Below are 14,819 nucleotides of genomic sequence, written 5' to 3' on the forward strand. Positions count from 1 at the left end.
CAAAGGCAGGTTCTTTAAGGTAAGGAGGTGATCCAACCGCAGGTTCCCCTACGGTTACCTTGTTACGACTTCACCCCAGTCATGAATCACAAAGTGGTAAGCGCCCTCCCGAAGGTTAAGCTACCTACTTCTTTTGCAACCCACTCCCATGGTGTGACGGGCGGTGTGTACAAGGCCCGGGAACGTATTCACCGTGGCATTCTGATCCACGATTACTAGCGATTCCGACTTCATGGAGTCGAGTTGCAGACTCCAATCCGGACTACGACATACTTTATGAGGTCCGCTTGCTCTCGCGAGGTCGCTTCTCTTTGTATATGCCATTGTAGCACGTGTGTAGCCCTGGTCGTAAGGGCCATGATGACTTGACGTCATCCCCACCTTCCTCCAGTTTATCACTGGCAGTCTCCTTTGAGTTCCCGGCCTAACCGCTGGCAACAAAGGATAAGGGTTGCGCTCGTTGCGGGACTTAACCCAACATTTCACAACACGAGCTGACGACAGCCATGCAGCACCTGTCTCACGGTTCCCGAAGGCACATTCTCATCTCTGAAAACTTCCGTGGATGTCAAGACCAGGTAAGGTTCTTCGCGTTGCATCGAATTAAACCACATGCTCCACCGCTTGTGCGGGCCCCCGTCAATTCATTTGAGTTTTAACCTTGCGGCCGTACTCCCCAGGCGGTCGACTTAACGCGTTAGCTCCGGAAGCCACGCCTCAAGGGCACAACCTCCAAGTCGACATCGTTTACGGCGTGGACTACCAGGGTATCTAATCCTGTTTGCTCCCCACGCTTTCGCACCTGAGCGTCAGTCTTCGTCCAGGGGGCCGCCTTCGCCACCGGTATTCCTCCAGATCTCTACGCATTTCACCGCTACACCTGGAATTCTACCCCCCTCTACGAGACTCAAGCCTGCCAGTATCAGATGCAGTTCCCAGGTTGAGCCCGGGGATTTCACATCTGACTTAACAGACCGCCTGCGTGCGCTTTACGCCCAGTAATTCCGATTAACGCTTGCACCCTCCGTATTACCGCGGCTGCTGGCACGGAGTTAGCCGGTGCTTCTTCTGCGGGTAACGTCAATTGCTGTGGTTATTAACCACAACACCTTCCTCCCCGCTGAAAGTACTTTACAACCCGAAGGCCTTCTTCATACACGCGGCATGGCTGCATCAGGCTTGCGCCCATTGTGCAATATTCCCCACTGCTGCCTCCCGTAGGAGTCTGGACCGTGTCTCAGTTCCAGTGTGGCTGGTCATCCTCTCAGACCAGCTAGGGATCGTCGCCTTGGTGAGCCGTTACCCCACCAACAAGCTAATCCCATCTGGGCACATCTGATGGCAAGAGGCCCGAAGGTCCCCCTCTTTGGTCTTGCGACGTTATGCGGTATTAGCTACCGTTTCCAGTAGTTATCCCCCTCCATCAGGCAGTTTCCCAGACATTACTCACCCGTCCGCCACTCGTCAGCAAAGCAGCAAGCTGCTTCCTGTTACCGTTCGACTTGCATGTGTTAGGCCTGCCGCCAGCGTTCAATCTGAGCCATGATCAAACTCTTCAATTTAAGTTTGATGCTCGTGAATTAAACTTCGTAATGAATTACGTGTTCACTCAGAGACTTGGTATTCATTTATTGTCCGAAGACATTAAGAATCCATGTCACTTTGAGTGCCCACACAGATTGTCTGATAAATTGTTAAAGAGCAGTTGCGACGCGCTTTAGCGCTCTGTCGCGAGGTGGCGTATATTACGCTTTCCTCTTTCAGAGTCAACCCTGAATTTCAGGATTTTTCTCTTTAATCAACCGGCTGTTTGTGTGAAGTGATTCACATCCGCCGTGTCGATGGAGGCGCATTATAGGGGGTCGTCTCAGGAAGACAAGCGGAAAAATGCATTTTTATCTCAACCGCTCATCTTTTAATCATAACGCTTATTTTTGCTGCTTTCTTATCGCCGATGGCAGGTCAGCAAGGCTATTTAACACCCAATCTGCCGCATTTTCTGCTTCGAGCGTAACGGGCTTACCAGTGCGTACCAATACTTTCGTACCAACATTTGCAGCTGCCGCCGCCTGCATATCTTCTATTTTGTCACCCACCATATAAGACGCGGCCATATCAATGTGCAGAAAATCACGCGCAGAGATAAGCATCCCGGGATGCGGTTTACGACAATCACACGCCTGACGGAACTCTTCTACGCTGCCCTGCGGATGATGCGGACAATAATAGATGCCATCCAGATCGACATCGCGGTCCGCCAGCGACCAGTCCATCCATTCGGTCAGCGTCTCGAACTGCGCTTCCGTAAATTTACCGCGCGCAATACCAGACTGGTTGGTAACAACGACAAGCGCAAAGCCCATCTTTTTCAGTTCACGCATCGCGTCAATGACGCCTTCAATAAACTCGAACTCATCGATTTCATGTACGTAACCATGATCCACATTAATAGTGCCATCACGGTCGAGGAAAATTGCGGGTACGGACTTTGCCACCTTTTATAGCTCCTGAATAAGGCATGTGCCGTTAGTATCGCATGTTTCAGCGAGCAAGAAAGTGCTCATCATCGAAAGCCTGATTGATTTAGACGTCTGGATGCCTTAACATCCATTTTGTTGACGGCTTCGACCGTATCAGGCAGAAGAAAATGCCACGGCTAACTTAATTACGATAATAAATAATCAATGATTAAACTTTCGAATATCACCAAAGTGTTCCAACAGGGGACTCGCACCATTCAGGCGCTGAACAACGTCAGCCTGCATGTCCCTGCCGGACAAATTTATGGCGTTATTGGCGCCTCCGGCGCCGGTAAAAGCACACTCATTCGCTGTGTGAATCTGCTGGAACGTCCCACGGAAGGGAGCGTATTGGTTGGCGGCCAGGAGCTGACCACCCTTTCTGAATCTGAGTTGACGAAAGCCCGTCGCCAGATTGGCATGATTTTCCAGCATTTTAACCTGTTATCTTCACGTACCGTTTTTGGCAACGTGGCGTTGCCGCTGGAACTGGACAATACGCCGAAAGACGAGATAAAACGCCGCGTCACAGAGCTGTTGGATCTGGTAGGGCTCGGCGATAAGCACGACAGCTACCCGGCCAACCTTTCCGGCGGTCAGAAACAGCGTGTGGCGATTGCTCGCGCATTAGCCAGCAATCCCAAAGTCCTGCTGTGCGACGAGGCCACCAGCGCCCTCGATCCGGCTACGACCCGTTCGATTCTGGAACTGCTGAAAGATATTAACCGTCGCCTTGGCCTGACCATTCTTCTTATTACTCATGAGATGGATGTGGTTAAGCGCATTTGCGATTGTGTCGCAGTTATCAGTAACGGAGAGCTGATTGAGCAGGATACGGTCAGCGAAGTGTTCTCCCATCCAAAAACGCCGCTGGCGCAGAAGTTTATCCAGTCCACATTGCATCTGGATATCCCGGAAGATTATCTGGAACGTTTAAAAGCGGAGCCGTATGCGGACAGCGTCCCCATGCTGCGTATGGAATTTACCGGACAATCCGTAGACGCCCCGCTGCTGTCTGAGACGGCCCGCCGCTTCAATGTGAACAACAACATTATTAGCGCGCAGATGGATTACGCAGGCGGCGTGAAGTTCGGCATTATGCTGACGGAAATGCACGGCACGCAAGAAGAGACGCAAGCCGCAATTGCCTGGTTGCAGGAACACCATGTGAAAGTAGAGGTACTGGGTTATGTCTGAGGCGATGATGTGGTTACTGGCGCGCGGCGTCTGGGAAACGCTGGCGATGACTTTTGTATCCGGCTTTTTTGGTTTTGTTATTGGTCTGCCGGTTGGCGTACTGCTGTACGTTACGCGTCCAGGGCAAATTATTGAAAACGCGAAGCTCTACCGCACACTCTCTGCGGTCGTCAATATCTTCCGTTCAATCCCGTTCATTATCTTACTGGTATGGATGATTCCGTTTACCCGTGTGATTGTCGGCACCTCCATCGGTTTGCAGGCGGCGATTGTGCCGTTAACCGTCGGTGCCGCGCCGTTTATCGCCCGCATGGTGGAAAACGCATTGCTGGAAATCCCAACCGGATTGATCGAAGCCTCCCGTGCGATGGGGGCCACGCCGCTGCAAATCGTGCGTAAGGTGCTGCTGCCGGAAGCATTACCGGGTCTGGTCAATGCCGCAACCATTACCCTGATCACTCTGGTGGGCTACTCTGCTATGGGCGGCGCCGTTGGCGCTGGCGGACTCGGTCAGATTGGCTATCAGTATGGTTACATTGGCTACAATGCTACCGTGATGAATACGGTGCTGGTATTACTGGTCGTTCTGGTTTATTTAATTCAGTTATCCGGCGATCGCATCGTTCGGGCAGTGACGCACAAGTAACATTAAACACAACACAAATGACTCATTAAGGAAATAAGCATGGCGTTCAAATTTAAAACCTTTGCGGCAGTGGGAGCCCTGATTGGTTCTCTGGCACTTGTGGGTTGCGGCCAGGATGAAAAAGATCCGAACCACATCAAAGTGGGCGTGATTGTCGGCGCTGAACAGCAGGTAGCGGAAGTCGCGCAAAAAGTAGCGAAAGAAAAATACGGTCTGGATGTTGAGCTGGTGACGTTCAACGACTACGTATTACCGAACGAAGCGTTAAGCAAAGGCGATATCGACGCGAACGCTTTCCAGCACAAGCCGTACCTGGATCAGCAAATCAAAGATCGCGGTTATAAACTGGTTGCCGTTGGCAATACCTTTGTTTATCCGATTGCCGGTTATTCCAAAAAAATCAAATCACTTGATGAGCTACAGGATGGTTCTCAGGTAGCCGTACCAAACGATCCGACTAACCTTGGTCGTTCACTGCTGCTGTTGCAGAAAGTAGGATTAATCAAACTGAAAGATGGCGTTGGCCTGCTGCCGACCGTTCTGGACGTGACCGAAAACCCGAAGAACCTGAAAATTGTTGAGCTGGAAGCACCGCAACTGCCGCGCTCTCTGGACGATGCGCAAATTGCCCTGGCCGTGATTAACACCACTTACGCCAGCCAGATTGACCTGACGCCGGCAAAAGACGGTATCTTCGTGGAAGATAAAGATTCCCCGTACGTTAACCTGATCGTAACGCGTGAAGACAATAAAGACGCAGAGAACGTGAAGAAATTCGTTCAGGCTTATCAGTCTGACGAAGTCTACGAAGCCGCGAATAAAGTCTTCAACGGCGGTGCTGTTAAAGGCTGGTAATTTTTAGGCGGTTTCCACAATCTGTAATATCATTCAGGACGGGCGCTTGCCCGTCTTGTCATTTATGCAAGCTCCTGATTCAATATCTGACGATTAGATCATTCATTGAGGAAATATTATGCGTGCTTTACCGATCTGTTTATTGGCACTCATGCTGGGCGGTTGTTCCATGCTAAGCAGATCCCCTGTTGAACCCGTTCAAAGCACCGCAACCCCGCCAAAAGCGGAGTCGGAAAAACCGAAAGCGCCGCGTGCCGCACCGGTCCGAATTTACACCAACGCCGAAGAGTTAGTGGGTAAACCGTTCCGCGATCTTGGCGAAGTCAGCGGTGACTCCTGCCAGGCATCTAATCAGGATTCCCCGCCGAGCATCCCGACGGCACGTAAACGCATGCAGATTAACGCCTCTAAAATGAAGGCGAATGCTGTACTGCTGCACAGCTGCGAAGTCACCAGTGGAACGCCAGGCTGCTACCGTCAGGCTGTTTGCATCGGTTCCGCCCTTAACATCTCGGCTAAATGAGCAGTTTTCAGTTCGAGCAAATAGGCGTTATTCGCTCCCCCTATAAAGAAAAGTTCGCCGTCCCGCGCCAGCCTGGTCTGGTAAAAAGCGCCGACGGCGAACTGCATCTTGTTGCGCCCTATAATCAGGCCGATGCCGTTCGCGGTCTGGAAGCGTTCAGCCATTTGTGGGTAATCTTCGTCTTTCATCAGACGATGGCTGGCGGATGGCGCCCGACGGTTCGCCCTCCCCGTCTCGGCGGCAATGCCCGGATGGGCGTCTTCGCGACCCGCTCCACCTTTCGCCCTAACCCTGTCGGCATGTCGCTGGTTGAGTTGAAAGAGATTGTCTGTCAGAAAGAGAAAGTCATCCTGAAGCTGGGCAGTCTGGATCTGGTTGATGGCACGCCGGTTATTGATATCAAACCCTACCTGCCGTTTGCCGAGTCATTACCGGACGCAACGGCCAGCTACGCGCAACAGGCGCCTGTGGCAGAGATGCACGTCAGCTTCACGGCCGACATTGACCAACAGCTTTCACGGCTTGAACAACGTTACCCGCAACTGAAAACATTTATCGGCGAAGTGCTGGCGCAAGATCCGCGTCCCGCCTATCGTAAAGGTGAAGAGACAGGTAAAACGTACGCCGTCTGGCTGCACGATTTCAACGTGCGCTGGCGCGTCACCGAAGAGGGTTTTGAAGTCTTTGCGCTGGAACCCCGCTAATTTCACGCCCTTCTCTTTTGACATCCCTTTCTCGCTGGTAAACTAAATCACTTTTTTTGTGTCAGGCTCGCGTTGAGCCTGTTCGATCGTCCAACTGGAACCGTAACAACATGCGTACTAGCCAATATCTGCTCTCCACTCTGAAGGAGACACCTGCCGACGCCGAGGTTATCAGCCATCAGCTGATGCTGCGCGCCGGGATGATCCGCAAGCTCGCCTCCGGGTTATATACCTGGCTGCCGACTGGCCTGCGCGTCCTGAAAAAAGTCGAAAACATCGTGCGTGAAGAGATGAATAACGCCGGTGCCATTGAGGTGTCGATGCCAGTGGTTCAGCCTGCTGACCTGTGGCAAGAGAGTGGTCGTTGGGAACAGTACGGCCCGGAACTGCTGCGTTTTGTTGACCGTGGCGAGCGTCCGTTCGTACTCGGCCCGACTCACGAAGAAGTTATCACCGACCTGATTCGTAACGAACTCAGCTCTTACAAACAGCTGCCGCTGAACTTCTTCCAGATCCAGACCAAATTCCGTGACGAAGTACGTCCGCGTTTCGGCGTAATGCGTTCCCGCGAATTCCTGATGAAAGACGCCTACTCTTTCCATACCTCTCAGGAATCGCTACAGGAAACTTACGACGCAATGTATGCCGCTTACAGCAAAATCTTCAGCCGTATGGGCCTGGATTTCCGCGCGGTACAGGCAGACACGGGGTCTATCGGCGGTAACGCATCCCACGAGTTCCAGGTACTAGCGCAAAGCGGTGAAGATGATGTGATCTTCTCTGATTCTTCTGACTACGCGGCTAACATTGAGTTCGCCGAAGCCGTTGCGCCGAAAGCGCCGCGCGCGGCTGCCAGCCAGGAGATGACGCTGGTTGATACGCCAAACGCGAAAACCATCGCGGAGCTGGTTGAGCAGTTCAATCTGCCGATTGAGAAAACCGTCAAAACGCTGCTGGTGAAAGCGGTTGAAGGAAGCAGCTACCCGCTGGTTGCTCTGCTGGTACGTGGCGATCACGAACTGAACGAAGTGAAAGCGGAAAAACTGCCGCAGGTTGCCAGCCCGCTAACCTTCGCCACAGAAGAAGAGATTCGTGCGCTGGTGAAAGCCGGCCCGGGTTCTCTCGGCCCGGTAAATATGCCGGTTCCGGTGGTGATCGACCGTACCGTTGCAGTAATGAGCGATTTCGCGGCAGGCGCCAACATCGACGGTAAGCACTACTTCGGCATCAACTGGGATCGCGATGTCGCGACGCCAGAAGTCGCCGATATCCGTAACGTCGTGGCAGGCGATCCAAGCCCGGACGGCCAGGGCACGCTGCTGATTAAACGCGGCATCGAAGTAGGTCATATCTTCCAGTTGGGCACCAAGTATTCCGAAGCGCTGAAAGCCTCCGTACAGGGTGAAGATGGTCGTAACCAGATCCTGACGATGGGTTGCTACGGTATCGGGGTAACGCGCGTGGTGGCGGCGGCGATTGAGCAGAACTACGACGAACGCGGTATTGTATGGCCTGACGCCATCGCGCCATTCCAGGTTGCCATTCTGCCGATGAATATGCACAAATCCTTCCGGGTGCAGGAACTGGCAGAAAAACTGTACGGTGAACTGCGCGCACAAGGCATCGAAGTGCTGATGGATGACCGTAAAGAGCGTCCGGGCGTCATGTTCGCGGATATGGAACTGATCGGCATCCCGCACACTATCGTGCTGGGCGACCGTAACCTGGACAACGACGATATTGAATACAAATACCGTCGTAACGGCGAGAAGCAGTTGATTAAAACTGGCGAGATCGTCGATTTCCTGGTGAAAGCCATCAAAGGCTAAACAAAAAAACCCCGCTGATGCGGGGTTTTTTAATGTCCAGACGGGGTCGATACCGCAATTACTTACTGGAACAATCCTGTCCAGGAACGAATTTAATCTCTTTATCGGCCACCAGCGTTTTTACCTGCGCGCCCGTATCCGGGTTGGCTTCCTGCGTAAAATGACCTTCCACCGTTAATAATACCGGTTTTTCCGCAGCGCCTCGTGCCGCCAGATAATCACGTTCCAACTGAGCATTGTTCGCCACCGGCATGCGTTTCCCGGTAGCGCAATCGGTAAAGGTCGCCGCATCCGCCATATAGAAATACATGCCGCGCACCGGCATTGGCGTTACGGGCAAACTGGCAGACACCGACTCAAGCGTGTAATTAAACTGCGACTCAATCGGATTACCTTCACGATCAAGCATTTCCAGAGCGTCGCCTTTCGCACGATAGTAAGACTTCTCGCCTTTGCTGTCGGTCAATACCAGTTTATCGGCTGTACGCGCCCAGGTGCCATACGAGGCAAACGAAGAAGGTTCTTCACGAACGCCCTGATAACGTTCATTCATCACCCATGTTCCATCTTTTTCCAGGAACAAAGAGGTTTCGATCCCTTCACAGTCTGCGCAAGGCAATACGCCACGCCAGCTTTGCTGCATCGGTTTTAATTCTGCCGTCTGCGTCGGCTGTAGCGCCTCCACTTCAGTACGATTATTACATCCAATCAAGGCAAAGAGCGTGCATGCTGCCGCTACTGACAATATCGCTGTTTTCACCATAAATTCCTTATGAAATGTTATCCCCGCTCGTCACTCCTGAGGACGACGAACTCTACCGCGAAGCGCCTTCACTGTGGATTTTTGTGCCTTCGATGACAACCTGCGTTCTTTCGACGCGCGCGTAGGGCGGGTTGCCCGTCTGCTTTTTTGCACTGCGGTTAATTCTTTGATGACTGCCACCAGCCGGGCGATAGCCGCCTCCCGGTTGAGCTCCTGGCTGCGATACTCCTGCGCCTTGATAATAATGACGCCATCGCTGCTAATAAGATGATGGCTGGCAGCCAACAAACGTTCCTTATAATACTCTGGCAGGCCAGAGGCCCGAATGTCAAAGCGCAAATGGATAGCCGTTGAGGTCTTATTAACGTGCTGTCCACCCGCTCCCTGCGCACGAATGGCTGTAATTTCCAGCTCATTGTCGGGAATCGAGACATTTCGGGAGATGACAATCATGAAGGCTGTTGCCATGCAGTCAGATGAATTTCCAGATTATTCTGAGAATCCGACAGCCAGATGGCGCCATCCTGAATCGTTGCCTGCAACGTCATGGTTCGGCCGGCAAAATCACTCAGTTTCGCCAGTTGCTCATCATCCAGATACCACACGGACAGGTTAGCGTACTGCGCGCATTTACTCTGGTTCTGCTGCCACCAGATTTGCGCGGCACGACTATTATAGGCAAACAGCGCAACCTCCGCAGCCTGGGTACAGGCTTTCTTAATGCGGCGCTCATCCGGCAGCCCCAGCTCAACCCATAAATCAATCCCCAGATGGTCGTTACGCAGCCATGCCTCAGGCTCATCTTCTGCGCTCAGACCACGCGTGAACTGTAGGCGCTCATCGGCATATTTAATCCAGGCCAGCAGGCGCAGCATCATGCGCTCCTGCGTTTCAGAAGGGTGACGCGCCAGCGTCAATGCCGCGTCAAGAAACTGGTTGCGGTCAAGATCCGCCACATTGACTACGGCTTTATAAATCGTCGCTTTAAGCGCCATGAGAGAACTCCTTTCGAATCAGGGACACATTGTAGCGAAATCTGCGTCAAAAGGCTGTTAACGGATGTCGTATACCTGCGCCGTCAACCTGCTGATATTGCCTGGATGGGTATGTTATAGTCACCTTGCTAAACAGAGTTTATCTTCGTAGGCTTAGACTTGCATCCACGGTTAAGTCAGAGTGCTGACAGGAGGGCATGTGGAAAAATATTGTGAGTTAATACGCAAGCGGTATGCGGAAATCGCCAGCGGAGACTTAGGGTATGTCCCGGATGCGCTGGGTTGTGTATTGAAAGTGCTTAATGAAGTGGCAGCAGACGATGCCCTTTCAGAGTCGGTCAGGGAAAAGGCGGCATATGCTGCCGCGAACTTACTGGTGAGCGATTATGTCAATGAATGAAACGTATCAACCCATCAACTGCGATGATTACGACAATCTTGAGCTCGCCTGCCAGCATCATCTGTTACTGACGCTGGAACTTAAGGATGGAGAAGTTTTACAGGCGAAAGCCAACGATCTGGTGTCGCGCAAAAACGTGGAATATCTGATCGCGGATGTCGCCGGTGAAACACGCGAGCTGCGTCTGGACAAAATTACCAGCTTCAGTCATCCACAAATCGGTACTGTAATCGTCAGCGAATCCTGATTCTTTTGTTGCCGGATGGCGGTGCAAGCACCTTATCCGGCCTACTTTCCATGCGATACGTAGGCCTGATAAGCGCAGCGCCATCAGGCATTACGCGATGACGACGTCTCTTCCTTCCATTCCAGCCTGACGCCTGCTCTCTCCTCCGCCAGACCATCACAGGTAACAAAAATACCTGCGGCAGCAATCAACGTCTCGCCATAAAACAGCAGCGGCGTGGTATCCCGCCGCCAGGGCGGTACGCCCAGCTCCTGCCAGATTTTCTTTAGCTTACGCCCGCCATTGCGCCCGATAATATGCAGTAACCCAGATGCCTTAAAGCGTATGCTAACCGGCTCGTCGGCACGCGGCATGCGCAGGTCGCCTCCTGGAACGAGCCGTACCGTCCCAAGTCCAACGGGCAGCGATAACGGTGTTTGCCACGATGACCACGGGATCACCGTCGCGCTTTGGCCGGTAACGGATTTTATCCACCATAGCTGTAACTGATAACGGCGAATGTCGTACTCGCCAAAGCGCAAACAGGGAGCGGCGTCCTCACGCGCCAGCGCCACCTCCTGCCAGATACGTTCCAGCCCGTCGCGGGAAGGCATCGGCGCATGCTTCGCGGCCAGCCAGCGGCGCAATAGCGCAGCACGTCGCGGGCCGCTCATCGCCATTAACGGCGCTAACTGCAATGCTCCATCAGCGGTGATACAGCCCGCTAAATCCTCTGCCAGAAGCTCATCCAGCAGGCGCTCCTGTTCTGCGCAAAGCGCGGCGCTACGGGCAGTCGCTTCAGCAAAATGCGGCCAGCGTTGTTGCAGCAGCGGTAGCACCCTAAGGCGCAGGAAATTACGATCGTAGGCATCATCCTGATTGCTTTCATCCTCAATCCAGCGCAGCGCATAGCGTTTTGCCCACTGCTCCAGCGCCGCACGGGTTTCCCCAAGTAACGGGCGGATCAGCTGCGTTCCGGCAAACGACGAGCGTTCCCCCATAGCGGACAATCCCGCCGGGCCGCTGCCGCGCTTCAACGCCAGCAGAAACGTTTCACATTGATCGTCAAGATGCTGGGCCGTGACCAGGACTTCACCGGGATGCAGCGCCTGCGCAAAGGCTGCGTATCGCGCCTGGCGCGCCTGAGCCTCAATCCCCAGCCCCTCATCCTGAAGCTGCACTCGTCGGACAACCAGCGGCACCTGCCACTGCTGGCACACAGCCTCGCAATGCGTCACCCAGCTATCGGCATGAGAGCTTAACCCATGATGAATATGGATGGCGCGCAGCGTGACATCAGGCTGCTGTTCTCGCCATTGCACCAGTTGATGCAGCAGTACGGTAGAATCCAGCCCGCCGCTAAAGGCCACCAGAATCTGGCGGTATGGCAGGAGTGAGGCGTTCAGGGTGAGTGTTGTCATGATCATTGCTTAACTGTGGCACTGCCCGGCACGTTACCGGGCAGAAACCGTGATGACAAGTTTTACTGCTCATACAGTTCGAGCGGCAGTCCGTCTGGATCGTTGAAAAAGGTAAAACGTTTATTCGTAAACGGGTCAACGCGAACCGACTCGCATTTAACGTTGTTCGCCTCCAGATGCGCTACCGCTTTGTCTACGTCTTCCACGCTGAACGCCAGATGCCGCAGACCGCAGGCCTCCGGTCGGCTCGGTCGCGCAGGCGGGAAGGGAAAAGAAAAAAGCTCAATCACATATTGCCCGTTTAACGCCAGGTCGCCTTTCCAGGAATCACGTTCTTCCCGGTACGCTTCACTCAACAGCGTGAAGCCCAGTACGTCACAATAAAACGTTTTGCTCGCCGCATAATCCGTCGCAATAATCGCAATATGGTGAACCTGTTTTAATCCCAGCATAGCGTCTCCTTAATGTGTTATCAGCACGTTACCCGCCTTGCAGTCGCTCAGGCAAGCCATCATGCCGTTTTTAAGACTCTCACTCGGTAAACGCCATCTTCATCCTGTTTTGCGCCATGAATATCGGTCTCAAAGCCAGGGTAATGGTGGCCGATGGAACACAGCATCAGCAGAAAATCGAGTACCGCGCGGCTCGCTTCGGTGATCATCTCCCCCGGCATCAGCAACGGCACGCCAGGCGGATACGGCAGCACCATACTGGCGGAAATACGCCCCACCAGTTGATCAATCGCGATGGTCTCCACTTCGCCTTTTATCTGCCTCTGCCAAGCCTGATGCGGCGTCATTTTCATTTCGGGCAATGTGTCGAACGCCCGTAACATCAACCCGGAAAGATCGTGCTGGCGGATCAGTTTATGGATACCCTGCGCCAGATCCTGAATCCGCATATTACGATAAAAATCGGGATCTTCGGCGTACAGATCCGGCAGCATATTTTTAACGCGCAGATTAAGATCGTAAGCGCGTTTAAACTCCGTCAGGCCGCGCAGCAATCCCATCGCCCGGGTTTTATCAATACCAATACTGAACAGGAACAGCAGGTTATAAGGCCCGGTTTTTTCTACCACCACGCCGCGCTCATCAAGGAACTTCGCCACCAGCGCGGCGGGGATCCCCTCCTCGCTCATGTTACCCTGCTCATCCATACCGGGCGTCAAAATGGTGACTTTCACCGGATCGAGAAACATATGGTCGGCATCCGCATCGGTAAAACCGTGCCACTCCTCGCCGGGCGCAACGGGCCAGCATTCCGCTTCATCCACCTCTTCCGGTTGCCAGATATCAAAGAACCAGCCTTCCGACTCTTCGCGCAGCCGCTGTACCTCTTTGCGAAAATGAAGCGCCCGCTCCACGGAGCGATTGATCAATCGTTTACCCGGATTGCCACGCAGCATTGCCGCAGCCGTCTCAATCGACGCCACGATGGGGTAGCTTGGCGATGTTGAGGTGTGCATCATAAACGCTTCATTAAAGGTATCTTCATCGTAATCCCCTTTAATGTGAATAAGCGATGCCTGAGACAGCGCCGCCAGCATTTTATGCGTCGACTGCGTTTCGAAGATGACTTTTCCCGGCACCCGCTCGCCGCTCATCCCGCTTTTCCCCTGATAAATCGGGTGAAAATGGGTATAGGGCACCCAGGCCGAGTCGAAATGGATCGAAGGGACATCCAGCGTTTGTTTAATCCAGTTGGTGTTGTACAGCAGGCCGTCATAGGTCGAGTTGGTGATAACCGCATGTACCGGCCACTGCGCCTGCGCCGTCTCCGAAACCTTATGTTCAATACTCTCACGCGTAAATTCACGCTTAGGAATGCCCCCCAGAATACCGAGTGCGTTGCGCGTGGGTTTCAGCCAGAGGGGCACCACATCGCTCATCATCAACAGGTGCGCGAGAGATTTATGGCAGTTACGGTCAATCAGCAGCGTGCTGCCCGACGGCGCCGCGTACATGCCGACAATTTTGTTCGATGTGGAGGTGCCGTTGGTCACCATATAACTCTGCTCGGCGCCGAAGGTGCGGGCAATATACTCTTCCGCCTCCAGGTGCGGCCCGGTATGGTCCAGCAGCGACCCCAGTTCGGTCACGGAAATAGACACATCCGCTTTTAGCGTATTCCCCCCGAAGAAGTCATAAAACAGGCAGCCAATCGGGCTTTTCTGGTAAGCGGTTCCCGCCATATGCCCCGGCGTGCAAAAGGTGTATTTTCCCTCTTTCACATAGGTAAACAGCGCCCGGGTGAACGGCGGCGTGATGTTATCAAGGTATTCATTCGTATACTGGCGGATGCGCGTCGCAATATCTTCTGACTGGCCGAGCGCGTATTCAAAAAACCACAGTGCCATACGCATATCATGCACGCTGACATCCATCGTCGAATGCGTATTGATAAACGCATACAACGGCAGGTACTCATTTAGCTGGTTGATATCGCTACACAAATCGAGGCTGTACTCATCCCAGTCAAAAATGACGCCACAGATTCGCGGATTGTGTTCAATGAATTTCAGCAGGTCGACGCTATTTTGCGGCCAGATAATCTGAAACCCCTGCGACTGTAGGGCAAGCTCAAGTTCCTTGATGGGTTCGTCTTTATAAAAAACGCCATGCGGCCCCATGATGGCAATGATATTCATGCGTTCCTCCTGGAAAAACCTTAGCTAATCATAGCCTGGTCAAACCGCAGATAAAAAAAAGGGCCACAAAATGTGACCCTTTTTACTCCAT

The 14,819-nt window shown here is 53.2% G+C and carries 15 protein-coding genes and 1 rRNA gene; 8 read left to right on the top strand and 8 right to left on the bottom strand.

The features are described 5' to 3' along the window. Positions 1–20: 20 nt before the first annotated feature. A 16S ribosomal RNA gene (locus OGV50_RS13750) occupies positions 21–1,562 on the bottom strand. Between the two features lie 366 nt (positions 1,563–1,928). Beyond that, positions 1,929–2,495 (bottom strand): D-glycero-beta-D-manno-heptose 1,7-bisphosphate 7-phosphatase, encoded by a 567-nt coding sequence (gene gmhB / locus OGV50_RS13755; RefSeq protein ID WP_200091471.1) that lies wholly within the window; start codon positions 2,493–2,495, stop codon positions 1,929–1,931. Positions 2,496–2,684: 189 nt separating this feature from the next. Between gmhB and metN the strand changes: the two genes are divergently transcribed. From metN to proS, 6 genes are all read left to right on the top strand, one after another. Next, positions 2,685–3,716: a methionine ABC transporter ATP-binding protein MetN gene (metN, locus tag OGV50_RS13760; protein ID WP_049008092.1), complete on the top strand. Its 1,032-nt coding sequence runs from the start codon at positions 2,685–2,687 to the stop codon at positions 3,714–3,716. Beyond that, complete coding sequence (locus OGV50_RS13765; protein WP_012133958.1) at positions 3,709–4,362, top strand: methionine ABC transporter permease MetI; 654 nt, start codon at positions 3,709–3,711, stop codon at positions 4,360–4,362. The genes metN and OGV50_RS13765 overlap by 8 nt, the downstream gene beginning before the upstream one ends. Before the next feature lie 39 nt (positions 4,363–4,401). Next, the gene (gene metQ, locus OGV50_RS13770) at positions 4,402–5,217 is read left to right on the top strand and encodes a methionine ABC transporter substrate-binding lipoprotein MetQ (protein ID WP_012133959.1); all 816 of its coding nucleotides are present in this window, start codon (positions 4,402–4,404) and stop codon (positions 5,215–5,217) included. A gap of 118 nt (positions 5,218–5,335) precedes the next feature. Then, positions 5,336–5,740, top strand: a complete 405-nt coding sequence (gene rcsF / locus OGV50_RS13775) for an envelope stress sensor lipoprotein RcsF (RefSeq protein ID WP_012133960.1) — start codon at positions 5,336–5,338, stop codon at positions 5,738–5,740. After that, complete coding sequence (gene tsaA, locus OGV50_RS13780; protein WP_058668596.1) at positions 5,737–6,444, top strand: tRNA (N6-threonylcarbamoyladenosine(37)-N6)-methyltransferase TrmO; 708 nt, start codon at positions 5,737–5,739, stop codon at positions 6,442–6,444. Before rcsF ends, tsaA begins: the two co-directional genes overlap by 4 nt. A 110-nt stretch (positions 6,445–6,554) precedes the next feature. After that, positions 6,555–8,273, top strand: coding sequence for a proline--tRNA ligase (gene proS / locus OGV50_RS13785; RefSeq protein WP_012133963.1), 1,719 nt, complete (start codon positions 6,555–6,557; stop codon positions 8,271–8,273). Between the two features lie 58 nt (positions 8,274–8,331). Here proS and nlpE read toward each other — a convergent pair whose 3' ends face one another. The 3 genes from nlpE to OGV50_RS13800 are packed head-to-tail and all read right to left on the bottom strand — an operon-like array spanning position 8,332 to position 10,031. Further along, on the bottom strand, positions 8,332–9,036 hold the full coding sequence (nlpE, locus tag OGV50_RS13790) for an envelope stress response activation lipoprotein NlpE (protein WP_012133964.1): 705 nt from the start codon (positions 9,034–9,036) through the stop codon (positions 8,332–8,334). A 30-nt stretch (positions 9,037–9,066) separates the two neighbouring features. Beyond that, entirely contained in the window at positions 9,067–9,489 is a 423-nt protein-coding gene (gene arfB / locus OGV50_RS13795) for an alternative ribosome rescue aminoacyl-tRNA hydrolase ArfB (RefSeq protein WP_012133965.1), read from the bottom strand. Then, positions 9,486–10,031: a YaeQ family protein gene (locus OGV50_RS13800; protein WP_047458789.1), complete on the bottom strand. Its 546-nt coding sequence runs from the start codon at positions 10,029–10,031 to the stop codon at positions 9,486–9,488. Before OGV50_RS13800 ends, arfB begins: the two co-directional genes overlap by 4 nt. 199 nt (positions 10,032–10,230) lie before the next feature. Between OGV50_RS13800 and OGV50_RS13805 the strand changes: the two genes are divergently transcribed. Beyond that, positions 10,231–10,431, top strand: coding sequence for a YaeP family protein (locus OGV50_RS13805; RefSeq protein WP_012133967.1), 201 nt, complete (start codon positions 10,231–10,233; stop codon positions 10,429–10,431). Beyond that, the gene (gene rof, locus OGV50_RS13810) at positions 10,418–10,678 is read left to right on the top strand and encodes a Rho-binding antiterminator (RefSeq protein WP_024130681.1); all 261 of its coding nucleotides are present in this window, start codon (positions 10,418–10,420) and stop codon (positions 10,676–10,678) included. Before OGV50_RS13805 ends, rof begins: the two co-directional genes overlap by 14 nt. A gap of 83 nt (positions 10,679–10,761) precedes the next feature. On the opposite strand, the gene tilS is transcribed toward rof, so the two are convergent. The 3 genes from tilS to ldcC form a co-directional block, all read right to left on the bottom strand. Then, positions 10,762–12,078: a tRNA lysidine(34) synthetase TilS gene (gene tilS, locus OGV50_RS13815; RefSeq protein WP_200091468.1), complete on the bottom strand. Its 1,317-nt coding sequence runs from the start codon at positions 12,076–12,078 to the stop codon at positions 10,762–10,764. Positions 12,079–12,140: 62 nt separating this feature from the next. Beyond that, the gene (locus OGV50_RS13820) at positions 12,141–12,530 is read right to left on the bottom strand and encodes a VOC family protein (RefSeq protein ID WP_071257623.1); all 390 of its coding nucleotides are present in this window, start codon (positions 12,528–12,530) and stop codon (positions 12,141–12,143) included. Positions 12,531–12,589: 59 nt separating this feature from the next. After that, positions 12,590–14,728, bottom strand: coding sequence for a lysine decarboxylase LdcC (ldcC, locus tag OGV50_RS13825; protein WP_012133971.1), 2,139 nt, complete (start codon positions 14,726–14,728; stop codon positions 12,590–12,592). Positions 14,729–14,819 lie beyond the last annotated feature (91 nt).

Source organism: Citrobacter sp. CK180 (assembly GCF_030333655.1).
In the GTDB taxonomy this organism is placed as follows: domain Bacteria; phylum Pseudomonadota; class Gammaproteobacteria; order Enterobacterales; family Enterobacteriaceae; genus Citrobacter_B; species Citrobacter_B koseri.